19 protein-coding genes are annotated in these 23512 nt (G+C 32.9%); 7 read left to right on the top strand and 12 right to left on the bottom strand.

Going from position 1 to position 23512, the window contains the following annotated elements:
* Positions 1–37: 37 nt before the first annotated feature.
* The 5 genes from E9099_RS03635 to E9099_RS03615 form a co-directional block, all read right to left on the bottom strand.
* Complete coding sequence (locus tag E9099_RS03635) at positions 38–862, bottom strand: thymidylate synthase (protein WP_136582355.1); 825 nt, start codon at positions 860–862, stop codon at positions 38–40.
* 222 nt (positions 863–1084) lie between these two features.
* Positions 1085–2908, bottom strand: coding sequence for a NupC/NupG family nucleoside CNT transporter (locus E9099_RS03630; RefSeq protein ID WP_410523970.1), 1824 nt, complete (start codon positions 2906–2908; stop codon positions 1085–1087).
* A 10-nt stretch (positions 2909–2918) separates the two neighbouring features.
* On the bottom strand, positions 2919–3527 hold the full coding sequence (locus tag E9099_RS03625; RefSeq protein ID WP_136582354.1) for a bifunctional nuclease family protein: 609 nt from the start codon (positions 3525–3527) through the stop codon (positions 2919–2921).
* A gap of 115 nt (positions 3528–3642) precedes the next feature.
* Positions 3643–4605 carry an electron transfer flavoprotein subunit alpha/FixB family protein gene (locus tag E9099_RS03620; protein ID WP_136582353.1) on the bottom strand — a complete coding sequence of 321 codons (963 nt, stop codon included), beginning with the start codon at positions 4603–4605 and terminating at the stop codon, positions 3643–3645.
* A 100-nt stretch (positions 4606–4705) separates the two neighbouring features.
* Positions 4706–5452, bottom strand: a complete 747-nt coding sequence (locus E9099_RS03615) for an electron transfer flavoprotein subunit beta/FixA family protein (RefSeq protein ID WP_136582352.1) — start codon at positions 5450–5452, stop codon at positions 4706–4708.
* 240 nt (positions 5453–5692) lie between these two features.
* On the opposite strand from E9099_RS03615, the gene E9099_RS03610 reads away from it, so the two are divergent.
* The 5 genes from E9099_RS03610 (at position 5693) to E9099_RS03590 (ending at position 12442) form a co-directional block, all read left to right on the top strand.
* On the top strand, positions 5693–6670 hold the full coding sequence (locus E9099_RS03610; protein ID WP_101017033.1) for a pyruvate dehydrogenase complex E1 component subunit beta: 978 nt from the start codon (positions 5693–5695) through the stop codon (positions 6668–6670).
* A gap of 77 nt (positions 6671–6747) precedes the next feature.
* Positions 6748–9249: a DUF5686 and carboxypeptidase-like regulatory domain-containing protein gene (locus E9099_RS03605; RefSeq protein WP_136582351.1), complete on the top strand. Its 2502-nt coding sequence runs from the start codon at positions 6748–6750 to the stop codon at positions 9247–9249.
* An 83-nt stretch (positions 9250–9332) separates the two neighbouring features.
* Positions 9333–10427, top strand: a complete 1095-nt coding sequence (locus tag E9099_RS03600; protein ID WP_136582350.1) for a methyltransferase — start codon at positions 9333–9335, stop codon at positions 10425–10427.
* 229 nt (positions 10428–10656) lie between these two features.
* On the top strand, positions 10657–11184 hold the full coding sequence (locus E9099_RS03595; protein WP_136582349.1) for an inorganic diphosphatase: 528 nt from the start codon (positions 10657–10659) through the stop codon (positions 11182–11184).
* A 253-nt stretch (positions 11185–11437) separates the two neighbouring features.
* Positions 11438–12442: an App1 family protein gene (locus E9099_RS03590; protein ID WP_136582348.1), complete on the top strand. Its 1005-nt coding sequence runs from the start codon at positions 11438–11440 to the stop codon at positions 12440–12442.
* A 123-nt stretch (positions 12443–12565) separates the two neighbouring features.
* Here the strand turns inward: E9099_RS03590 and E9099_RS03585 are convergent, their stop codons facing one another.
* Together E9099_RS03585 and E9099_RS03580 are read right to left on the bottom strand one after the other, a co-directional pair.
* Positions 12566–13180 carry a deoxynucleoside kinase gene (locus E9099_RS03585; protein ID WP_136582347.1) on the bottom strand — a complete coding sequence of 205 codons (615 nt, stop codon included), beginning with the start codon at positions 13178–13180 and terminating at the stop codon, positions 12566–12568.
* Positions 13181–13182: 2 nt separating this feature from the next.
* A complete protein-coding gene (locus tag E9099_RS03580; RefSeq protein ID WP_136582346.1) occupies positions 13183–13962 on the bottom strand; it encodes a hypothetical protein in 780 nt (259 codons plus the stop codon).
* 158 nt (positions 13963–14120) lie between these two features.
* Here E9099_RS03580 and E9099_RS03575 point away from each other — a divergent pair, with 158 nt between their 5' ends.
* Together E9099_RS03575 and E9099_RS03570 are read left to right on the top strand one after the other, a co-directional pair.
* The gene (locus E9099_RS03575; protein ID WP_136582345.1) at positions 14121–15023 is read left to right on the top strand and encodes a GLPGLI family protein; all 903 of its coding nucleotides are present in this window, start codon (positions 14121–14123) and stop codon (positions 15021–15023) included.
* Positions 15024–15060: 37 nt separating this feature from the next.
* Complete coding sequence (locus tag E9099_RS03570) at positions 15061–17805, top strand: TonB-dependent receptor (RefSeq protein ID WP_136582344.1); 2745 nt, start codon at positions 15061–15063, stop codon at positions 17803–17805.
* A gap of 149 nt (positions 17806–17954) precedes the next feature.
* Here E9099_RS03570 and rodA read toward each other — a convergent pair whose 3' ends face one another.
* From rodA to E9099_RS03545, 5 genes are read right to left on the bottom strand one after another with little or no spacing between them, the layout of a single operon-like run.
* The gene (rodA, locus tag E9099_RS03565) at positions 17955–19232 is read right to left on the bottom strand and encodes a rod shape-determining protein RodA (RefSeq protein WP_136582343.1); all 1278 of its coding nucleotides are present in this window, start codon (positions 19230–19232) and stop codon (positions 17955–17957) included.
* Complete coding sequence (mrdA, locus tag E9099_RS03560; protein WP_136582342.1) at positions 19216–21159, bottom strand: penicillin-binding protein 2; 1944 nt, start codon at positions 21157–21159, stop codon at positions 19216–19218. The genes rodA and mrdA overlap by 17 nt, the downstream gene beginning before the upstream one ends.
* The gene (locus tag E9099_RS03555) at positions 21156–21662 is read right to left on the bottom strand and encodes a rod shape-determining protein MreD (protein ID WP_136582341.1); all 507 of its coding nucleotides are present in this window, start codon (positions 21660–21662) and stop codon (positions 21156–21158) included. The genes mrdA and E9099_RS03555 overlap by 4 nt, the downstream gene beginning before the upstream one ends.
* Positions 21655–22470: a rod shape-determining protein MreC gene (gene mreC / locus E9099_RS03550; protein ID WP_136582340.1), complete on the bottom strand. Its 816-nt coding sequence runs from the start codon at positions 22468–22470 to the stop codon at positions 21655–21657. Before mreC ends, E9099_RS03555 begins: the two co-directional genes overlap by 8 nt.
* 13 nt (positions 22471–22483) lie before the next feature.
* On the bottom strand, positions 22484–23512 hold the full coding sequence (locus E9099_RS03545) for a rod shape-determining protein (RefSeq protein ID WP_136582339.1): 1029 nt from the start codon (positions 23510–23512) through the stop codon (positions 22484–22486).

The following is a 23512-nucleotide window of genomic DNA, read 5'->3' as shown; positions in this document are numbered from 1 at the left end:
TATTAGGTCTGATGTTAAATGTACTTATTAAACTACTTTATACAGCAACAGCACCTTTAATATGTGGATGAGGATTATAATCTTCTAAAGTGAAATCTTCAAATTTAAAATCTAAAATATCTGTTATTTCAGGATTAATTGTCATGGTTGGCAATGGTCTCAGCTCTCTAGATAATTGTAATTCTAATTGTTCAAAATGATTACTATAAATATGAGCATCTCCAAACGTATGAATAAAATCACCAGCTTCATAACCACAAACTTGTGCCATCATCATGGTAAATAAAGCATAAGAAGCAATATTAAACGGTACTCCTAAAAAAGTATCAGCACTACGTTGGTATAGTTGACAGGATAATTTACCGTCTGCTACGTAAAATTGAAAAAAGGCATGACACGGTGGTAAAGCCGCTTTACCATCAGCTACATTTTCAGAAAAACTTTTAGAGTTATCTGGTAAAACAGACGGGTTCCAAGCCGAGACTAACATACGTCTGCTGTCTGGATTGTTTTTTAAAGTATTAATAACGTCTTTAATTTGATCAATCTCGTCACTATTCCAGTTTCTCCATTGGTGTCCGTAGACAGGACCTAAATCTCCGTTGTCGTCAGCCCAAGAATTCCATATTTTAACGCCGTTTTCAGTAAGGTAGTTAATATTGGTGTCTCCTTTTAAAAACCAGAGTAATTCGTGAATAATGGATTTTAGATGTAATTTTTTGGTCGTAACCATTGGAAATCCTTTACTTAAATCAAAACGCATTTGGTAACCAAAAACACTTTTTGTTCCCGTTCCTGTGCGATCTCCTTTCTCGTTTCCGTGTTCTAATATGTGTTTGACTAGATCGTGATATTGTTTCATAGTGTATTTGTAATATGATAGACTGTTCTTTTTAAGGATTTTTTGCTATGCGCCTTGTAGTGCAAAATATTTCAGCAAAATTAATAAAAAAAAAACCTATTTAGTTCAGGATTATTCATGATATCCTATAAAGTAGGTTTTTAGTTAAAAATTTAAAAGCTCATATTAATCTAATAATATGAGCTTTTAAGTAGTTCTAATTTGTTGTAATTCTGGTTTTGATTATCCAATAATCATACCTGCAATAGTAGCAGATATTAACGAGGCGATAGTCCCTCCAAGTAAAGCTTTCATTCCAAATTTAGAAAGTGTTTTACGTTGTCCAGGAGCTAGTGATCCAATACCTCCAATTTGAATACCTATAGACGCAAAGTTGGCAAAACCACATAGCATATAAGTAGCCATGATTATTGATTTTTCGTACATTAAATGTGTAGAATTTGCGGCATTTTTTAAATCTGCTAATTGGATGTATCCAATAAACTCACTGGCAGCTAGTTTAATACCTAACAATTGCCCCATTAATGCCATATCTTCATAAGCAACACCAATTAACCACATTAAAGGTGCAAAGATGTAACCCAAGATTAATTCTAAAGATAAGGCACTGTAAGCTGTATTGGCTGCAATCCATGCGTTTAGAGAGGTGACATCTCCAATCCAGCCTAGAATTCCATTAAACATAGCTATAAAAGCAACAAATACTAATAACATAGCTCCGACATTTACGGCTAGCTTTAAACCTTCAGTGGTTCCGTTGGCTATAGCATCTAATATATTAGATCCAATTTTATCTTGTGATACTGAAACATCAGTATTAACATCTTCTGTTTGTGGAAATAATATTTTTGAAATCACAATAGCACCAGGAGCTGCCATAACAGACGCTGCTAATAGATGCTTTGCATAAAACAATCTTAAAGCTTCATCATCACCACCTAAAAAACCGATGTAAGCGGCAAGTACAGCACCAGCAACAGTGGCCATACCTCCAATCATGACTAAAAGCATTTCTGACTTATTCATTTTTTCTAAATAAGCTTTTATCAAAAGAGGCGCTTCTGTCTGGCCTAAAAAGATGTTTCCGGCAACACTTAAACTTTCTGCTCCAGAAATTTTCAAGGCTTTGGATAATAACCAAGCCATTGCTTTAACGACTTTTTGAATAACACCTAAATAAAATAATAGAGAGGTTAAAGCAGAGAAAAATAGTATCGTAGGAAGAACTTGAAAGGCGAAAATAAATCCGTAAGAATTGATATCAATAACACCTCCAAATAAAAACTCGCTACCAGCTCTTGTAAAGTCTAAGATATTAATGAATACTTTTCCAATACCTTCAAAAATATCTTTTACAAAGCTGATTTTTAAAACACAAACGGCTATTAATAATTGAAACGTTAATCCAATACCTACAACCCTCCAGTTAATACCTTTACGATTACTACTAAATAAAAAGGCTACAGCGATTAAAGAAAACATTCCTAGCAAACCTTTCCAGATACTAGTAAATGTATAGCCTGTACTTTTTATTATTTTATCTTGACTGGTTACTTGTTGTAAAAAATCAGGATGGTCTTTAGAGACAAATGTTAAGACTTCGTTATCTCCTTTTTTTAATTTTAAAATATTTTCGGAAATCTCTAAAATAGTATAGTATACGTCAACTGTGGTTGGTACTTTTTGCTTAAAAACTAAGAGTTTGTTGTTTTGTAAATAATAGCCTTTATTAAAACTATTATTAAGTATTGAAACATAGGCACCGCTATCAAAAAATTCGATAAATTCTTTACCTTTTGTGAAAGTAATATTTGATTGTACTTTGTCTGGAAATTTATTTAAGTTTTCATAAATAACATGACTAGATAATTGCCAAGCTTGTAGTTTATGATCTTTTTTTTCTATTTGAAGCTGCTCTGTTGTTATAATTGATTCTGTACTTATTGTCAACGAGTCTAAAGCTATTATTTCTTTTACTGGTTCTTGAGCGATAATAGGATGTAAACCAAAAAAAAAGGCAATAACTGCTATAAAAAAATATTTCATTGTAAAGGGATTAACGTTTAGAGATTTCGTCTCTGATCTTTGCTGCTTTTTCATAATCTTCATTAGCAACAGCGTCGTCTAATAGGTTGTGTAGTTCTTCTATAGTTTTCGCGCTATAGCTGTCGTCCGTTATTTCTAACTCAAACTCATCTTGTAGTAAGTCGTCAATTAAAATATTATCTGGATCTTGTTCTTGGGTCGGATCAACTTTAAGGAATATTCCTGCTTTGTCCAATATGTTTTTGTAAGTAAAAATTGGAGCTTTAAAACGTAAGGCTAAAGCGATAGCGTCACTAGTTCTGGCATCAATGATTTCTTCAATCTTATCGCGTTCGCAAATTAAAGACGAGTAAAATACACCATCTACTAATTTATGAATGATCACTTGTTTGACGATAATATCAAAACGATCTGCAAAGTTTTTAAATAAATCGTGTGTAAGTGGTCTTGGCGGTCTAATTTCTTTTTCTAATGCGATGGCAATGGACTGCGCCTCAAATGCACCAATGACTATTGGTAGTTTGCGGTCGCCATCAACTTCGTTTAAAATTAGTGCATACGCACCATTTTGTGTTTGGCTGTAAGAAATACCTTTAATATTTAATCGGACTAAACTCATAGTGTATAAAAAACAAAGAACCGTTTAAATTAGGACTTTACCAAACTACCTTAAGTAGTTTTTTGTACATAATTTAAACAGTCCTGTGTTAATAAGAACTTATATTTATAAAAACTTATGCGTTTGCTGCTTTAAACGCTTTTAATTTCTCAATTAATTGCGGAACAACTTCAAAAGCATCTCCAACAACTCCATAATCTGCTGCTTTAAAGAAAGGCGCTTCTGGATCTGTGTTAATAACTACTTTTACTTTAGAGGCGTTAATACCTGCTAAATGTTGTATCGCTCCAGAGATTCCGATAGCAATATATAAGTTAGAGGCTACAGGTTTTCCTGTTTGTCCCACGTGTTCGCTATGAGGTCTCCATCCTAAATCAGATACTGGTTTAGAACATGCTGTTGCTGCTCCTAAAACATCTGCTAACTCTTCAATCATTCCCCAGTTTTCTGGTCCTTTCATTCCACGTCCTGCAGATACTACTATTTCTGCGTCAGCAATTGTAACTTTGTCCGATGCTTTATCAACAGATTCTACAGTAACTCCGGTAGCAGGTAAGCTTGGTGCAAAATCTTCTGCTGTCGCACTTCCTGTTTTTTCTACTAAGCCAAAAGAATTGTTAGAGACTCCAACAAGTTTTACATCTGTATCAATAGTGGTTAAGTTGAATGCTTTGTTTGTAAACGCTGTACGTTTTACTGTAAAAGGAGCAGTAGAAGTAGGGACTTCCATAACATTAGAGGCGTAACCAGCTTCTAAAGCAACTGATAAGATTGGTGCTAAATATTTGCTATCTGCACTTTGACTAACGATTACAACTTTAGCGCCTTCATTTTTTACTGCTTGTGCAATTGCTGCAGCATAAGATTTGGCATTAAAATTAGTTAAAGACGCATCAGATACTTTTAAGACTTTATCGACGCCGTATTGTCCTAATTCTGAAACATCATTTGCGTTTACTGTTACAGCTGTTACAGTTGTTCCCATTTGGTCGGCAACTGCTTTTGCGTAAGAGGCAACTTCAAAAGCTGTTTTTTTGAAGGCTCCATTTTCTGATTCTGTATATACTAAAACTGACATATTTTTTTGTTTTTTTAACCTGAACTAACGCTAGGTTGTTATTAATGATTTTGTAAACTATAAAAGATCCCAAAACAAGTTTGAGAGTCATAGTTTATAACTAAATCACTTTAGCTTCGTTATGAAGTAATTGAACTAACTCGTCTAAGTTATCTGGAGCAACTAAAGTTACTGCACCTTTAGGCGCTGGCTTTTCAAATTTTACTGAAGATGTTTCAACAGAAGCACCAACCGGCTCAACAACCGTTAAAGGTTTTTTACGTGCCATCATAATTCCTCTCATGTTTGGGATACGTAAATCACTTTCTTCAACTAATCCTTTTTGCCCTCCAATAACTAAAGGTAATGACGTTGCAACAGTTTCTTTACCACCATCAATTTCTCTCATAGCTTTAGCAGCAGTACCATCTACTTCTAAGCTAATACAATTGGTAACAAAATTAGCGTCAACCATTTCTGCAATCATACCAGGTACCATTCCTCCATTGTAATCGATAGATTCACGCCCTGCAATAACCAAGTCATAACCACCGTCTTTTACTACATTAGCAATCTCTTTAGCAACTTGGTAACCATCTTTAGCTTCCGTATTAACTCTAATGGCAGTATCTGCACCAATGGCTAATGCTTTACGTAAAGTCGGTTCTGTTTCAGGACCTCCAACATTTATAACATCTACAGAAGCGCCTTGCTTTTCTTTAAACCACATAGCACGTGTTAAACCAAATTCGTCATTTGGGTTAATTACAAATTGTACTCCAGTTGTGTCAAATTTTGAATCTCCATCGGTGAAATTAATTTTTGATGTCGTATCTGGGACATGACTAATACACACTAAAATTTTCATATTATTTTGTTTTTATGAGTTCTATAACGTTAGATTTTGATAACTATAACGTTATAGTTGATCTAACTTTTATTTAAATTTTGATAAAATTAAGGTTTTAAAACAGCGCTTAAATCTTACGGTTACGAAGATAATTATTTATTTTGAAAAAATACTATGCGTGCATAGTAAATTTTAAATAATTCTTTAGTCTAAAGTTTTTGATTTATTGTTATTTTTGCTTTTCAAATTATTATTTAGATGAAGACAATTCAATTTAGAGAAGCTATATGTGAAGCCATGAGCGAAGAGATGCGCAGAGATGAAAGCATTTTTTTAATGGGTGAAGAAGTAGCAGAATATAATGGTGCCTACAAAGCATCAAAAGGGATGTTAGATGAGTTTGGAGCAAAGCGTGTTATTGATACACCAATTGCAGAACTTGGTTTTGCAGGTATAGCTATCGGATCGACTATGACTGGTAATAGACCAATTGTAGAATACATGACGTTTAACTTTTCGTTAGTTGGTATTGATCAAATTATAAATAACGCAGCTAAAATCAGACAAATGTCTGGTGGACAATTTAATTGTCCAATAGTTTTTAGAGGTCCTACAGGATCTGCTGGACAATTAGGTGCAACGCACTCTCAAGCTTTTGAAAACTGGTTCGCTAATACTCCTGGTTTAAAGGTGGTTATACCTTCAAATGTATATGATGCTAAAGGGCTATTAAAATCGGCTATACGTGATAATGATCCTGTGATTTTTATGGAGAGTGAGCAGATGTATGGTGATAAAGGAGAAGTGCCAGAAGGAGAATATACAATTCCATTAGGAGTTGCTGAGATTAAAAGAGAAGGTACAGATGTAACCATCGTCTCTTTTGGTAAGATAATTAAGGAAGCTTATATCGCGGCAGACCAGTTAGCTAAAGATGGTATCTCTTGCGAGATTATCGATTTACGTACTGTGCGTCCAATGGATAGAGAAGCTATTGTTAAGTCTGTAAAGAAAACAAATCGTTTAATCATTTTAGAAGAAGCGTGGCCGTTTGGTAACGTTGCGACTGAAATCACGTATTTAGTACAAAGCGAAGCATTTGATTATTTAGATGCACCAATTATAAAAATAAACACTGCAGATACACCTGCACCTTACTCTCCAGTATTATTAGCAGAATGGTTACCAGACCATACCGATGTTATTACTGCTGTTAAAAAAGTAATGTATAAATAAAGAAATAGTATTTTCTATTTATTAAAAGCTTCATTAGCACGATTGTTGATGGAGCTTTTTGTATTAAATGCCTAAATATGAACAGTAAACTTTTTGGTCTCTTTTTTGTCTTCGGAAGTCTTTTTGCAATAGCACAAACTAAGGTTAGTGGTGTTGTTTATGACGAGTATAACCAACCGATATCTTTTGCGAACGTTGTTTTTAAAAACTCTTCTGTAGGAGTAATAACCAATGAGGAAGGTCGTTTTTATCTAGAAGATGATAATGCTTGGGACACACTTGTAGTGTCGTTTGTTAGTTTTCAAACACAAGAAATTAAACTTGATAAAAAAGTAAATTACGATTTAAAGCTTGTTTTAAAAGAAGAAGTGGCGGCACTAGATGAAGTCGTTATTATTTCAGGTAAACAATCTAAAAAAAATAACCCAGCAATTGATATTCTTAGAAAAATTTGGGCCAATAAACGTCTTAATGGTCTAAAAAAATATAAGCAATATCAATATGATAAGTACGAAAAAGTAGAGTTTGATCTTAACACGGTAGACAGTTCTTTAATGCAAAGTAAACTGTTTAGAGGTATGGAGTTTGTGTTTGAGCAAGTCGATACATCTAATGTTACAGGAAAGACTTACTTACCAATGTTTATTAATGAGTCTTCTAGCCAGGTATATGGTGATAATGAAATTAATGCTAAACGAGATGTCTTAAAAGGAAACAAAAACTCAGGGTTTAGTAATAATCAAATTATAATTGATTTTGTGGACGACTTGTACTCCGATTATGATGTGTATGATAACTATCTTAAATTTTTTGATAAAAGTTTTACAAGTCCAATTTCAAGAACAGGGATTCAGACTTATAATTATGTCTTAGCGGATAGTAGTTTTATCGATAATAAATGGTGTTATAATATTATTTATTACCCGAGGCGTAAAAACGAATTAACCTTTAAAGGTGATTTTTGGGTGGCAGATTCAACCTTTGCTATAAAGGAAATTAACATGCAAGCCTCTAAAAGTGCAAACATAAATTGGGTAAAAGAGATTTATATCGAGCAAGAATTTGAAGTGCTTAATGATTCTGTATTCTTAATAAAACGAGATTACTTTATGAGTGATTTTGCTTTTAATAAAAAAGAAAAATCTCAAGGGATTTATGGTAAACGGACCACGTTGTACGATAACTATAAATTTAATGAGAAAAAAGATCCCAAATTTTATAAAGAAAAAGTCTATAGTTTTGATCAAGACCTCTATAATCAAGACGAGACTTTTTGGGATAAAAACCGCATGGAAACCTTAAGTAAGGATGAAAAAGGGGTGTATGTCATGTTGGATTCTTTAAAAAACACACAAAAGTTTAAACGACTGTATAATTTAGGAAGCATATTAGCTTCTGGTTATGTAGAGTTTCCCCAACTTAATTTAGATTACGGACCAATTTTTTCCACTTTTGGTTATAATGCTGTGGAAGGTGTTAGGGTAAGAGCAGGAGGACGTACTTATTTTGGACAAAATGATTTATGGCGTATTGAAGGATTTACAGCGTATGGTTTTAGAGATGATAAATTTAAATATGGTTTGTCAGGTAAATGGTTAATCGATAAGAAAAGTCGATTAATTATTTCTGGAGGAAACCGTCGTGATGTGGAGCAAATTGGAGCTAGTTTAACAACAAGTACGGATGTTTTAGGTCGAAGTTTAGCTAGTAGTTCTGTCGTGGGTACAGGAACAAATGATAAGTTAACTAACTTAAATTTAAGTACATTGGCTATTGAAGCGGAACCCTTTAGAAACTTATTAACGCGTCTAAGTATAAGTTATAGAACTTTAGAATCAGCTTCTCCTACTTTTAGTTTGGATTACTTTACGGATGCCACACAAACCGCAATAAAATCTGAAGTTAAGCAGTACGAAACGGCGTTTTCTATGTCCTATTTTCCAAAACGAGAAATGACTGGATACGGGGTAGAACGTCGTACAAAAAATGATGACTTTGCAAGGCTATTTGCACAAATATCTGTTGGAGATAATACTATTTTAGATAGTGATTTTGATTATACTAGATTGCAATTTTCATACACGCAACCATGGGCTTTAGGCGGATTTGGTAGATTGTTTACCACTATTGAGGCTGGGAAAACATTTGGAGAAGTCCCTTTAGGATTACTAAGTGTGGTACCTGGTAACCAGAGTTACTTCTCTATTTATAATACATTTTCTAACTTAGATTTTTACGAGTTTGTAACCGATGAATATGCTACTTTACATATAGAGCATAATTTTAATGGACGCTTGTTTTCGCGTATTCCATTTCTTAAAAAGTATAATTTAAGAGCAATAGTGGGTGCAAGAGGTGTTATTGGAGATGTTTCTGAAGATAATAGAAATATAAACGCGTCTGGTTTGGTGTATACAGCACCAAAAAAGGAGGCCTATTATGAGTATAGTGTTGGTGTTGGTAATATTTTTAAGGTGTTTAGGATAGACTTAAACTTTAGAGGGAATTACTTAGACCCAATTGCTAATCCGGATGCTAGAAAATTTGGTGTAACGGGTAGTTTTGGTTTTTACTTCTAAAAACCGAAATAATAAATTAACGATTTCAATCTTATGCTTTGCGTACTTTATTAGTGTGCATTGTATTTCAATTTAAAATATATATGGCTGTATCAAAAGCAGAAGTAAATGGCGTAACGGAGTTAGATCTTAATAAGCCAGACATAATTGTTTCGGATAAGCAGTTAATGTTATTTAGCAAAGGAACGGATGTTAAATTAACAATAAAGACTTTAGAAGCAGGGCATCCTGTATTAATAACTGCTTTTTACAGTAATGGATTAACGTTATTAAAAGAGTTAAAAGTATACTTACATAAAAAGTTACCTAATAAGTCTTTTAAGGAGCAACGCGAATACAGAGCACAATATAACAAGTTGTCAAGTCTTATTTTGATCGAAGTTATTGATCATAAACTTGCCGTTAAAAAAGCACCAGCTATTGGTTGGTTAGAAAAATTATATCCAGATACTAGCAATTTTTTATTAGCATTTGTTAAAGTACAAGGATTAAATAGCGCTTGGCAATGGTATGAAAACGGAATTACTATTCCTGTCTTACGTAATAAGATACATCCGTATTACGGCACGTATTTTCCGACACGCTTTGACCATTTAATACTTTTTGATAATTGGTTAAAACGTTATGAGGGACCAAAAAAGTCAGCAGTTGATGTTGGTATCGGAAGCGGTGTGTTATCTTTTCAGATGATAAAACATGGGTTCCAAACGGTATATGGTACGGATACTAATCCTAATGCTATTTTTGGATTAACCGAATCTATGAAGGATACAAAACTATCAAGGAAAATAACGTTGGAGTATGCTAATCTTTTTGGTACGTCAGAAAAACAAACCGAATTGATTGTGTTTAATCCACCATGGTTGCCAACATCTAGTCGTTTAAATAGATTAGACGAAGCTATTTACTATAATGAAACGTTGTTCCCTGATTTTTTTGAAGGTGCAAAACAACAGTTATTACCAGATGGTAAATTGGTGTTATTGTTTTCAAACTTGGCAGAGATTACAGAGGTGTCTAAAGTACACCCGATAGAAAAGGAACTTGCCGAAGGAGGACGATTTGTTTTAGAAAAGTGTTTAAAAAGAAAGGTTAAATTATCTTCGGATAAAACAAAAAGAGATCAACATTGGCGTGCTTTGGAAGAGGTAGAACTTTGGATATTAAAGCATAAATAAGGTTTTGATTTATAATGGATTGTTTTGGTTTGAATAGGTTTCGGTTATTTATATTTAAAGTTTAACAAAGTAAATTGTTTTTTTTAGATAAAGTTTAGTTGATATTGTCATATGACGTAAAAATCAGTACGTTTCTCTTGCTAGAACCTAAATAATCTCGTACTTTCGCATCCCGAAAAAGTAAAAAGTAATATCAAATTCCGCTTGACGGAAACTAAAAATAAATAATATGAGTCCAGGAGGAAAATTAACATTTGATGTATTAATAGAGATACCAAAAGGAAGCAGAAATAAATACGAATACGATTTTGAATTAAATAAAATCCGTTTTGATCGTATGTTGTTTTCTTCAATGATGTATCCAGGAGATTACGGTTTTATTCCAGAAACATTAGCGTTAGATGGTGATCCATTAGATGTTTTAGTTATGGGAACTGAGCCAACTTTTCCAGGTTGTGTAATGGAAGTTAAGCCAATTGGTGTATTCCACATGGCTGACGAAAAAGGACCAGACGAAAAAATTATCTGTGTACCAACTACAGACCCAATTTGGAATAGCTATAACGATATTGATGACTTAAATCCTCATAGAATTAAAGAAATCACTCACTTTTTCCAAGTTTATAAGGATTTAGAAATGAAAAAAGTAGATATCGGAGCATGGGGTGATGCAAAAGAAGCCTATGAGATTTTAAATACATGTGTGGAGCGTTACGAGAATAGCGAACACAAGAAAAATGGTAACTTTACTATCTAAGTACTACTAAGCCTAAAAATATTAAAACCCTTTTACAAATGTGTATTAGGGTTTTTTTTGTTTAATCCCAAGGTACTGGTTTAAAGGTTTAACCTAAAGATTCGGTCGTTATGTAGCATTTATATTTTATTAGATATGCGTTAATGGATTAATTACGGCTGTATTTTTTTAAAATTGTTAAAGCTTTATTGAAATTGCAAATTAATAAGCTCCTAATATATTTAGTAGTTTTTTTTTACACTATATTTGAGTAATGAGTTGGTTTAAGAAAGATCCCTTACAAATTATTTCGTTTTTAAGTTACGGTACGTCCAGTCACTTTTATCATCGTGGACGCGCTTTAGAAGATGAAACTATTGATTTAGACCAGAAAAGCTTATTTAATCTTATCTTAAATACTTGGAAACGTTTTGAAACTGATGAAATCAAACATACCAAGTTAAAAATTACATTACCAAACAACAAAGTCTTTTATACAGAAACCGATAAAGATGGTTATTACAAGATAGATGAAACCATTTCTGACCTTGATAATTTAATAAATACGGAAGGTTGGCTAAATTTTGAAGTATCTTATAATGAAGCGACTTTAAAGCGTACAATACAGAGTCAAAATAGATTTGCTGCCGAGTTGCTAATTCCGAATCAGAATTCAGATTTTGGGGTCATAAGTGATATTGATGATACTATTTTACATACTGGTGTGGTATCGGTTTTAAAATGGCGTGTGCTTTATAATACGTTTCTAAAACATGCGCAGAATAGGATTCCGTTGGAAGGTGCTGCCGAGTTTTACCACATGTTGCACAGAGGTCCAGCTGGTGATAGAGCCAACCCTATTTTTTATGTTAGCCACAGTCCTTGGAATTTATACAGATACTTAGAGTTTTTTTTAAGAACTAATAATTTTCCTAAAGGACCTATTTTATTAAGGGGCTTTAAAACCATTTTTAGAAAGAAAACGGCATCGTGTAAGCCGGATAAACAATTGGAAATAGAAAATATTTTAAAAACATACCCTAGTTTACCTATCATTTTAATTGGTGATAGTGCAGAGCATGATCCTGATATTTATCTAGAACTGGTTAATGCCTATCCGCAGCGGATTAAAGCGGTCTATTTGAGAAGTGTTAATGATAAAAAGAAAACAAAACGGGTTAAAAACTTACTTGGTGATTATAATACAACACCCGTGTTATTAGTAAACTCTAGTAAGGAGGCTATTATCCATGCTAAAAGTCATGGTCTAATTAAGTAATCCCGCGTTAGTGATGGTAGTGGCATCCTTTTTTTGCTGCCATATATGGCAAAAAAAGATATAACGGACAGCACGACCTTTATCCTGAACTAAATTCAGGATAAAGGTAACGTCAAAATAGATTTAAAATAACCCGTTTATCTCCGCGTCAATTTTATTTATAATGATTCCTAAATCTTCGGGGTTAGCAACAAAATCCATGTTATCGACATCAATAACTAATAAATTACCTTTTTTGTAACCGTGTATCCAAGCTTCGTAACGCTCGTTAAGTCTACTTAAATAATCGATGCTTATAGAGTTTTCGTAATCACGTCCACGTTTATGTATTTGAGAGACTAAGTTTGGGATAGAACTGCGTAAGTAAATTAATAAATCAGGACCAGCAACAAAACCTTCCATTAAATCAAAAAGGGATTTGTAGTTTTCAAAATCACGATTAGTCATCAGGCCCATAGCATGTAAATTAGGTGCGAAAATATGGGCATCCTCATAAATGGTTCTGTCTTGAATAATGTCTTTTCCACTTTCGCGAATTTGAGAGACTTGTCTAAAACGACTGTTTAAAAAGTAAACCTGTAGGTTAAAACTCCAACGTTCCATTTGATTATAAAAATCGTCTAGGTAAGGATTGTCTACAACGTCTTCTAATTGAGCTTCCCAGTTAAAATGTTTAGCTAATAATTTAGTCAGCGTCGTTTTTCCTGCGCCTATATTTCCTGCTATGGCAACGTGCATAGTTAGTCTGTTTTAAGTTTGTATTGAAATAGTGATTTACGATTGTAAATATAAAGGATTTGGTTGGTTACAAAAAACTGACTTATTAACATATTTTGTAATGCGATAGGCATCAGTGTTTTGGTTTTATGATTGTAAAAAATTAATGCTTCGTCTTTCTGAATAACTAAATCTTCATTAGCCGCCTTTATTTTTGAATACCCATCATTTTTGATCTTGTAGACTAAACTTCCAAAATAATTGTAACAGTACAAGTTGTTTTCTGTAAGTAACCAACAATAGTTGTAATTACTGGTAAGGTCTAATACTTTAGAGGCTACAGGTATTGTCTTGTATCGCGAGGTTTGTGTTTTGTAGTCGTAAAGTTCTAAGTATTGAAAGTCCTGATTGAATAGCCAAATAGTATTGTCAAATCCAGTGGTGACATGAGAGACGTTTTTGTAAGGTTGGATGGTGTTAAAGTCAAGTTTAGAGACTTCAGCTAATCTATTGTCTAATATGATTACAGTATTTAAATTAGCATAAAACACATTGATTTTTAAAGGATTAAAGGTGTGTACAGATGCAATTTTACCTAATTGGATATTACTATAGTTTGAGGATTGTTTGTCGGACGTTTTTATCAAAACGTTGTCTTTGATAAAATATACGTTTTCAAAATTATTTTTGGATATAAATATATCAGCGTCTATGCTGTCCTTTTGTTCCAAAGTCGTTGTAATACTGTCTTGCGCTAATAACGAAAAAGATAAAAAATATAATAAAATTAGTAGTGGTTTCATGGGGTAACAATGTACAAAAACTAAACCAAAGGTTTAAAAAAATCCATATTTAGTGACGATCGATTTTTATAGAAAAGTATTATTCGATTTACATTAAACTATTTACTCATTTTGTTGTCTTAGTTAAGTATAACTCATTAATTATAAAATTTATCAGAATGACACTTAAAACGACTATTAATAATCTAACTATCTTAATAGTTATGATTGTATCATCTACAACTTTTGCGCAAAGTAGCTTTCAGGGCCAGGCGACTTATATGTCTAAAACAACCATGGATATGGATAATTTTGGAGGTCGAGAGCTTAGTCCAGAACGTAAAAAAGAGATTATGGCACGTATGAAAAGTAGTCTCGAAAAAACATTTGTTTTAGATTTTAATAAAACAGAGTCGTTATATAAGGAAGACGAAGCTTTGGAAGCACCAAGCGGGGGACGAGGTGGTTTTAGATTTGGAGGTATTGCTTCAGGAATAATCTATAAGGATGTAAAATCAAACAAGTTGTTTCAGGATCAAGAGTTTTTTGGAAAGCAGTTTTTGATTAAAGATAGTTTGGTTAAGTTGGAATGGAAAATGAGTGGTGAGTCTAAACAGATTGGGAAGTATACTTGTTTTAAAGCTACTGCTACTAAAAAAGCTGATCCTAACGATTTTACCAATTTTAGAAGAGGAGGAGGTAATGATAGAAAAGAGGATAAAAAGGAAACCGCAGAAGTTAAAAAAGATAGTACACATTCTGATAAATCAAAAGACCCTTTTGATGAGATAGAAATGCCTAAAGAAGTTGAAGTTACCGCGTGGTATACTATGGATATTCCTGTTAATAATGGTCCTGCAGACTATTGGGGGCTTCCAGGTTTGATTTTAGAAGTAAATTCTGGTAAAACAACTATTTTATGTACTAAAATAGTCATGAATCCTAGTGAGAAAAACGATATCAAGCAGCCTACTAAAGGTAAGGAGGTTACTATGGAAGAGTATCAGGATATTGTTAAGAAAAAAATGAAAGAGATGCGCGAAATGTTTAGATCTCGAGGTGGTCGAGGTGGACGTAATTAATTTGGGATACAAAACAACCAACCAATAAAAAAAACAGATGAAACATATATTTACAGGCCTTCTTTTATTAGTAATAAGTACGTCTTTTGCACAAGTAAAATTTGAAGGTGTGGTCAAAGATAGTACGGGGGTTGCTTTAGAGTTAGCAAACGTGGTGGCTATAAACAAGGCAGCTAAAACGTTAGAGGCTTATGCTATAACTAACGATAAAGGACGATATAAGCTTAATTTAGAAGTTAATCAGAGCTACAGTATACAAGTTAGTTATATAGGTATGAAACAGATTTCTAGTATAGTTAATACTAAGGAGAGTGACATAAATAAAGACTATACAATGTTTATAGATAATAGCTTAGATGAAGTAGAGATTACTTATGAAATGCCAGTAACCATAAGTGGTGATACGATTACTTACAACGCGGATTCTTTTAAAAATGGAACAGAACGAAAACTTGGTGATGTTTTAGAGAAAATGACTGGTGTCGAGATTAATGATGATGGAGAGGTTGAGATTGAAGGGAAAAAAGTTGGTAAAGTCATGATTGATGGTAAAGAGTTTTTTGATGGCGATACTAAATTAGCCACTAAAAATATACCTGCAAATGCTATTGATAAAGTTCAGGTTTTAAAAAATTATTCTGAAGTAGGTCAATTAAGTGGCGTGACTAATAATCAAGATAATATTGCTATAAATATTAAATTAAAGGAAGGGAAGAAAAACTTTTGGTTTGGTACCGTTACAGGTGGTTCTGGAAACTCTGAAGATAGTGAGTTATATTTATTGCAACCAAAACTATTTTATTACAGTCCTACGAAGAGTATAAACTTTATTGGGGATTTAAATAATATTGGAGAGCTGGCTTTATCACGTCGTGATATTTTTAATTTCTCAGGTGGTTTCCAACAACCGAGTCAGCAAAGTGGGACTAATATTAGTTTAGGTAGTAATGATTTAGGGTTTAAACAACTTCAAAATAACCAGGCAAAAAGTATTAATACTAAGTTTGGAGCTGCTAACTTTAGTTATTCTCCAAAAAGCACTTTAGATGTTAGTGGGTTTGCCATTTTTGCTAGTAGCAGAATAGATTTGCAAGAAAATAGTAACGTATTTTATACAGATCAAACTTTTGGTATCCCTGATGAAAACACAACTAGTAACACCCAACAAAAAAGTGATCTTGGGTTAGTTAAGTTTAGTGCAAAGTATAAACCGGATGGTAATAATCAATTGGATTATGATATTCTGGGGCGTGTGTCTAAAGACGAACAGTTAAATGGGACTTTCTCAAATGTTGTTGGTCCTATTGATCAAAATGAAGAAACTAATCCTTATAAGATAAATCAAAACCTGAATTATTATTATACAATGGACGAGGATAATATTTTTGCATTATCTGTACAACATCTATTGCAAGATGAAGATCCATTTTATAATGCACTCTTGCTAAATGATCCTACCAATAATTCTGAATTAGATCCTGATAATAGAGATCCTTTTGATGACACAGCTCAAGATTTGGGGTTAGATGGAACTCAGGTTACTTATGACGTAAATCAACAAAAACGGGTCAAAACTAATCAGTTAGATGCTAAGGTAGATTATTGGAATATTTTAAATAAAAAGAGCGATATCAATTTTACTGTAGGAACAATTTATAGTAATCAACAATTTGATTCTAATATTTTTCAAACATTAGATGATGGCAGTGATTTAGAGACTAATACTACAATATCAGGCTTATCTGATGTTAATGATATAAAATATACTTTTAATGATATCTATTTAGGCGCGCATTATCGTTTTAAAACGGGTAAGTTTACAATTAGTCCAGGGGTTTCTGCTCATGCTTACAGTGCAGTTAATAGTCAGTTTAATACTAAAACGACAGATAATTTTTTTAGAGTATTACCGGATTTAAACATACTTGTACAATTAAAAGGTACAGAAACTTTAAACTTAACTTATAAAATGCAAACACAGTTTACAGATGTTAATCAGTTTGCGCAAGGTTTAGTTTTGAACAACTATAATTCTACTTTTCAAGGTAATCCTGACTTAGAAAGTGCTTTGTCGCATAATATTAATTTAAGTTACTTTAGTTTTAATATGTTTAATTATACTAACGTCTTTGCGTTTATTAATTATTCTAAGAATATTGATAATATTAGAAATGTATCGGAGTTTCAACCAGGCTCTGTCATTAAAACGAGTACACCTTTTAATTCGGGGTTGGATGATGAAAGCTTAAATGTTAGTGGACGTTTTCAAAGACGCTTTGGTAAATTACAAGCTAGTTTAAGGGGTACGTTTGGATACACTAAATACAATCAGTTTATCAATAGTCAGGTTTCCGTTAACGAAAACTATAGCCAAAGTTATACTGCAGAATTTAGATCTAATTTTAGAGATGCACCAAATTTTAAATTACGTTATACGTATGGTTTAAGTGATAATGACCAAGGGACAAGACGGACTAAAATATATACTAATGCGCCATCAGCAGAGTTTGATGCATTAATATTTAAAACCTTTACTTTTAAAACAGATTATACATATAGTCGTCAAACGTTGGATGGGAATAGTAATAGTTTCGGATTATGGAATGCTAACTTAGCGTATAGAAAAAGTAGCGATAGTAAGTGGGAGTATGAGTTAAAGATGACCAATTTATTAGATACAGCTTCAAGAGTACAAAATAGTAACGATGCGTTTTCTGTAAGTACTAGTGAGTATTATATACAGCCTAGATTTGTAACGGTTAGATTTATTTATAATCTTTAAGATGAAATAGCATAAAATTTAAAATCCCTTTTAACATTAAGTTAAAAGGGTTTTTTTTAGGCTTAAGGTTAATCGAAACACTATTTTTTAAATTGTTTTAGTGTAACTACTTTTTATTAAATATGGTGTTTTTAAGATTAGGTAAAGGCTTACCACTCATTAATACGATTGGAATCTAATTTTATAAAGATAAAAACAAGGATGGTGAATCCCCATAATCCTGAACCTCCATAACTAAAGAAGGGTAGTGGTATACCAATCGTTGGAATTAATCCCATTACCATTCCGATATTAATCAAAAAGTGTAAAAATAATATTGCTCCAACAGCGTAACCATACATTCTGCTAAATTGTGTTTTCTGTCGTTCGGCTAAAATAAGTATTCTTACAATTAATAGTAGAAATACGATTACCGTTAAAAAACTACCAATAAACCCCCATTCTTCCCCTACCGTACTAAAAATGTAATCCGTGTGTTGTTCCGGTACAAAATTTCCTGTTGTCCGTGTCCCTTCTAAAAATCCTTTTCCTTTAAAACCACCACTACTAATTGCTTTTTCAGACTCGTTGAGGTTATATGCGACTGTTTTTTTCATGCGCTCTAATTTTTCTGGATCTTTTTCTAGACTCAGCCAAATAGTAATACGGTCTTTTTGATGCGTAGGCAGAATGTTGTCATAAAAAAAACGAACACTAAAAGCTAAAGATGTACAAAGCAGTATTACTGTAAGTGGTTGCAGTATTGAAGGTCTCTTTTTCCTTGTAAAGTAATACGTCAGTACGACAATTGCAGTAACTAATAGTGTGCTAACAGCTCCAAGTTTTAAAGCGAATATTGAAAGTAATATCAGTAAAACGCCAACAATTAAATAAACATGAGGTAAACCCTCTCTATACAATACAAAGAAAAAAGCACCGTACACTATTGCACTTCCTGCGTCGGGTTGTAACAATACTAATAAAGCAGGAAGGACTATAATAGCAAAGGTTTTAAGTTGATCACTAAATTGTTTTATATCAGTATTTAAGTCACTGACATATTTAGCAACAGCAAGAGCTGTTGCTACTTTAGCAAATTCGCCTGGTTGGAATGTAAAAGATCCAATAGGGTACCATGATGTTGCTCCGTTTATATTTTTTCCAAAAACAAATAAGCCAGCTAAGGAAAATAGTGCTATAATGTAAATGACACTTGAAAATCTTTCGTAAAACTTGGCTTCTATGGATAGTACTAGTATTATTAATAGTACAGATAGTCCGATAAATACTAATTGTTTACTGTAAAAATGAGAGAAGTTAGAAAACTCTAAAGCCTCTCCAGAATGTGAAGCAGATATAATATTTATCCAGCCAAACATGACTAAAATGAAATATAATAGTATCGTTAGCCAATCAAATTTAAAATGTCTATCAGTTTGTCTTAACATCTAAATGTATTTGATTTGATCTTGTTTTTAAATTTTTATATTCTTCAGGAGAAACAGTTTGCAATTGTGTTTGACCATTAATACTAAAAGGTTGATTGGAAATGGGTTTATCATATTCATTTTGTAAACTGTGTGATAAAATCCAATCTTCGAGATCTGTTCTTGAGATGTCTCCTTTAATGTGTTTCTCAATCATTAAACTTGCTATTTTACCAGCAAATCGACTTCCCCAATATCCGTTTTCTACAAAAACAGCAATGGCAATTTTTGGATCATTTTTTGGGGCAAATGCAACAAAGATAGAATGATCGGTTAATTGTGTTTTCACACTGTCTATGATGGCAAAATTTTCTACAGTTCCTGTCTTTCCGCAAATTTCGATATCTTTTACCTGTAAAGAACTGGCAGTACCTTTTTCATAAACACGAAGCATACCTTCAATAACGGGTTCAAAATGTTGTTTGCTTATTGTTGTATATTTTGGGGTTGTAAAATTATCAGAGATAGTTTCGTCTTCGATAGATTTTATGATGTGTGGCGTTATGTAATAACCTCTATTGGCAATAGCAGCAACCATATTGGCTAATTGTATTGGTGTTGTTGCGACCTCTCCTTGACCAATAGCATTAGATACGGTGTAAGTAGAGTAAAACCTGTTTGGATATATTCTGCTATAATAATCTCGATCTGGGATTCTACCTTTTTGTCCTACAAATAGATCATTATTTAAAAAATTACCTAGTCCAAAGCTTTTGACATGATTACTCCATTTGTCTATACCAATTGATGCATTATCATATTTATCTAGAATACGTCTATAAGTCGTTAAAAAATAAGAATTGCAAGATTTTTCAATACCAGAAAACATATCATTTCTAGTTCCGGAAGCGCAGTGACATTTCATGAATCGATTCCCGTATTTGATTCCGTGATGGCATGTTATTTTTTCAGTAGTGGACATGACATTCTCTTCAAGTGCAATTAAAGCGTTCATTAATTTAAAAGGAGAACCAGGTTCATAAACACCTTGTAAACTTCTGTTAAATAAAGGTTTTGCAATAGAATCGTTATATAATTTGCTGAAGTTTTTAGAGCGATCTCTACCAACTAAACTATTTGGATTATAGCTTGGAGCAGTAATCATTGCTAAAATTTCTCCAGATTTTGGATCTAGTGCAATAATTCCACCACGTTTATTGGTCATTAACAGTTCGCCATAAGCTTGTAAAGTGGCATCAATAGTTATTTTGATATCTTTTCCTGCTTCAGGTATTGTATCATGTATTCCGTCTTGGTAAGGACCTAAGTTTCTATTAAATCTGTCTTTTTGAATAAATTTAATACCTTTTTGACCGCGTAAAGTCGCTTCGTACGACGCCTCAACACCAGCTTTACCAATTAAATCTCCAGATTGGTAATAGTTGTCGTTTTTTATGTTTCTATCATTAACCTCTCCTATATCTCCTAAAACATTAGCGCCAATAGTTGTTTCGTATTTTCTTAAACTTCGTTTTTGAATATAGAAACCTTCATATTTTCGCATTTTTTCTTGTAAAATGGCGTAATCTTCTTTGGATAAATGGGATACAAATACAAAAGGCAATCTAGGCGATCGTTTTTTTGCTTTAGCGTATTTATCTTTAAAGGACTGTTTTGTGATTTTTAATAATTTACAAAACTCTATGGTGTCTAGCGGTTTTACTTCTCTTGGTATAACCATGACATCGTAGGATGGTTGGTTGGAGACTAATAGTTTTCCGTTTCTGTCATAAACAAAACCCCGTTTAGGATAGTCAAAAACTTTTCTAATAGCATTATCCTGATACAAATTTGTAGATCTCGCGTTATAAACTTGGAGGTAGAAAAGGCGACCAGTAAAAACAATCCCGACGATTATTACAGATAAAAGAAGTAAAAGTTTTCTCATTTAGTTTTCTTGCTAAAAATTGACGTTATTAGGATGCAGAGTACAATAGTGAATATACTAGAAAACAACGTGTTTTGTAACACAAAAATTACTTTGGAAATGTTAAAAATTTCAAATAGAAAATATACAAAGGTATGGACAAAAGTTAAAATAGAAATATAGGTTAGTTTTTGACCAAAATCTATATTGTTAAATTTAAGCGCTTGATGCTCGTAAACCGCACCAAAACTAAACTTTAAAATAGCTGGTCTTATAAAGGCAGTGACCAAAGCAGCACTTGCATTAATACCTCCTGAATCCATAAAGACATCGATAATTAAGCCTAATAAAAAGCTAAGAAATAAAAACAGAATTCGGTTGTTTTTTACCGGAAACAATATGATAAATAGGATATAAACGTGGGGGTTTATGTAGCCTAAAAAGTTTATTTTATTAAATAATAATACTTGTAGTAAAATAAGTATTATAAAACGTATGGTATGTATGGATAGAAGGTTATTCATTAGATTTTGATAAAGCTTCTATTAAGGGTTTGTCTTTGTTTTCAATAACGCTAACATGTTCTAAATTAGTCATGTCATTAAATAGTTGTACCTCAATTTCAAAAAAGTTTTGTGTAACGTCTAATTTGAATGTTTCAATTGTACCAACCAAAATACCTTTAGGGAATATTGAAGAACGTCCTGAAGTAACAATAGTGTCTCCTTTAACTAATTTAGCATTTTTTTGGATATCAGTTAATTGTACAAAATGTGGTGATTCTCCATTCCAGCTTAAAGTCCCAAACTGATTTGTTTTTTTTAGTTGTGCACTAATTTTATTTGTAGTGTTTAAAATAGAGATTACAGTTGCAAATCTGCTATTACTGTTGTCAATAATACCAATGATTCCTTTGGACGAAATGACACCTAAATCCTCTTTAATACTATCCCTTTGACCTTTATTAATAGTCAAGTAATTGTTTTGAAGCGAATAGCTGTTTTTTATAATTTTAGCAGTTGTAAATTTATATTTTGTGTCAAAAGAAGTAGAATCAATAAATACTTCTGATACCTCTTTTTGATTATACAATAAAGATCTCAACCGCGTGTTTTCTTCGTGTAGCTTTTCGTTTTCTGCTTTCAAACCAAAATAACTACTTACTGAATTGCTAGCATTATAAACGCTTCCAGTAATACTGTTAGCTGAGTTTATAAATTTGCTTTTATGGTAAGAATGTGATTGTATGGTAAGTCCGACAGAAACGCAAAGCAACAACAAGAAAAACAAAAAGGCTTTGTTTTTAAGTATAAAGTTTACAATTTGTTGCATTCAGTTTTTGTTACTACTTGATCAATACGCTTTTGTATTTTCCTAGATTTTTTAAAGTGATTCCGGTACCTCTAACTACAGCACGTAAAGGATCTTCGGCGATATAAACAGGTAAGTCTGTTTTTTGAGACAGGCGCTTGTCTAAACCACGTAGCATAGATCCACCACCAGCAAGATAAATACCAGTATTGTATATGTCGGCAGCTAATTCTGGAGGGGTTTGTGATAATGTTTCCATTACAGCATCCTCAATACGTAAAATAGATTTGTCTAATGCCTTGGCAATCTCTCTATAGCTAATTTGTACTTGCTTAGGTTTTCCCGTTAATAAATCACGTCCTTGAACGCTCATATCTTCTGGAGGAAGATCTAAATCTTCAGTAGCAGCCCCAATTTGTATTTTAATTTTCTCGGCAGTACGTTCTCCAACATATAAATTGTGTTGTGTACGCATGTAATAAATAATATCGTTTGTAAAAACATCACCTGCAATTTTTACAGATTTGTCACAAACAATACCACCTAAAGCAATAACTGCGATTTCAGTAGTACCACCACCTATATCCACAATCATGTTTCCTTTTGGTTGCATAATATCAACCCCAATACCAATCGCAGCAGCCATTGGTTCATGTATTAAATAAACTTCTTTTCCATTAACACGCTCACATGATTCCTTAACCGCACGCATTTCTACTTCTGTAATCCCAGAAGGAATACAAACTACCATGCGTAAAGCCGGTGTAAATAATTTCTTTTTTAAAGCCGGTATATTTTTAATAAATAAGCTTATCATTTGCTCTGAGGCATCAAAATCTGCAATTACACCATCTTTTAAAGGTCTAATGGTTTTAATGTTTTCGTGAGTTTTACCTTGCATCATGTTGGCTTCTTGTCCAACTGCGATAATTTTTCCCGAAATACGGTCTCTTGCAACTATAGATGGCGCATCAACAACCACTTTGTCGTTATGAATAATTAGTGTGTTGGCAGTCCCTAAATCTATAGCGATTTCTTCTGTCAGGAAATCAAAAAATCCCAT

It is taken from the genome of Psychroserpens sp. NJDZ02 (genome assembly GCF_004843725.1).
In the GTDB taxonomy this organism is placed as follows: Bacteria; Bacteroidota; Bacteroidia; order Flavobacteriales; family Flavobacteriaceae; genus Olleya.
This window is presented reverse-complemented; position numbering and strand designations above follow the sequence as displayed.

Excerpts from the sequence above, each read along its gene's own strand:
- E9099_RS03635 (WP_136582355.1), bottom strand. The coding sequence starts at position 862 with ATGAAACAATATCACGATCTAGTCAAACACATATTAGAACACGGAAAC.
- E9099_RS03630 (WP_410523970.1), bottom strand. The coding sequence starts at position 2,908 with ATGAAATATTTTTTTATAGCAGTTATTGCCTTTTTTTTTGGTTTACAT.
- E9099_RS03625 (WP_136582354.1), bottom strand. The coding sequence starts at position 3,527 with ATGAGTTTAGTCCGATTAAATATTAAAGGTATTTCTTACAGCCAAACA.
- E9099_RS03620 (WP_136582353.1), bottom strand. The coding sequence starts at position 4,605 with ATGTCAGTTTTAGTATATACAGAATCAGAAAATGGAGCCTTCAAAAAA.
- E9099_RS03615 (WP_136582352.1), bottom strand. The coding sequence starts at position 5,452 with ATGAAAATTTTAGTGTGTATTAGTCATGTCCCAGATACGACATCAAAA.
- E9099_RS03610 (WP_101017033.1), top strand. The coding sequence starts at position 5,693 with ATGAAGACAATTCAATTTAGAGAAGCTATATGTGAAGCCATGAGCGAA.
- E9099_RS03605 (WP_136582351.1), top strand. The coding sequence starts at position 6,748 with ATGAACAGTAAACTTTTTGGTCTCTTTTTTGTCTTCGGAAGTCTTTTT.
- E9099_RS03600 (WP_136582350.1), top strand. The coding sequence starts at position 9,333 with ATGGCTGTATCAAAAGCAGAAGTAAATGGCGTAACGGAGTTAGATCTT.
- E9099_RS03595 (WP_136582349.1), top strand. The coding sequence starts at position 10,657 with ATGAGTCCAGGAGGAAAATTAACATTTGATGTATTAATAGAGATACCA.
- E9099_RS03590 (WP_136582348.1), top strand. The coding sequence starts at position 11,438 with ATGAGTTGGTTTAAGAAAGATCCCTTACAAATTATTTCGTTTTTAAGT.
- E9099_RS03585 (WP_136582347.1), bottom strand. The coding sequence starts at position 13,180 with ATGCACGTTGCCATAGCAGGAAATATAGGCGCAGGAAAAACGACGCTG.
- E9099_RS03580 (WP_136582346.1), bottom strand. The coding sequence starts at position 13,962 with ATGAAACCACTACTAATTTTATTATATTTTTTATCTTTTTCGTTATTA.
- E9099_RS03575 (WP_136582345.1), top strand. The coding sequence starts at position 14,121 with ATGACACTTAAAACGACTATTAATAATCTAACTATCTTAATAGTTATG.
- E9099_RS03570 (WP_136582344.1), top strand. The coding sequence starts at position 15,061 with ATGAAACATATATTTACAGGCCTTCTTTTATTAGTAATAAGTACGTCT.
- rodA (WP_136582343.1), bottom strand. The coding sequence starts at position 19,232 with ATGTTAAGACAAACTGATAGACATTTTAAATTTGATTGGCTAACGATA.
- mrdA (WP_136582342.1), bottom strand. The coding sequence starts at position 21,159 with ATGAGAAAACTTTTACTTCTTTTATCTGTAATAATCGTCGGGATTGTT.
- E9099_RS03555 (WP_136582341.1), bottom strand. The coding sequence starts at position 21,662 with ATGAATAACCTTCTATCCATACATACCATACGTTTTATAATACTTATT.
- mreC (WP_136582340.1), bottom strand. The coding sequence starts at position 22,470 with ATGCAACAAATTGTAAACTTTATACTTAAAAACAAAGCCTTTTTGTTT.
- E9099_RS03545 (WP_136582339.1), bottom strand. The coding sequence starts at position 23,512 with ATGGGATTTTTTGATTTCCTGACAGAAGAAATCGCTATAGATTTAGGG.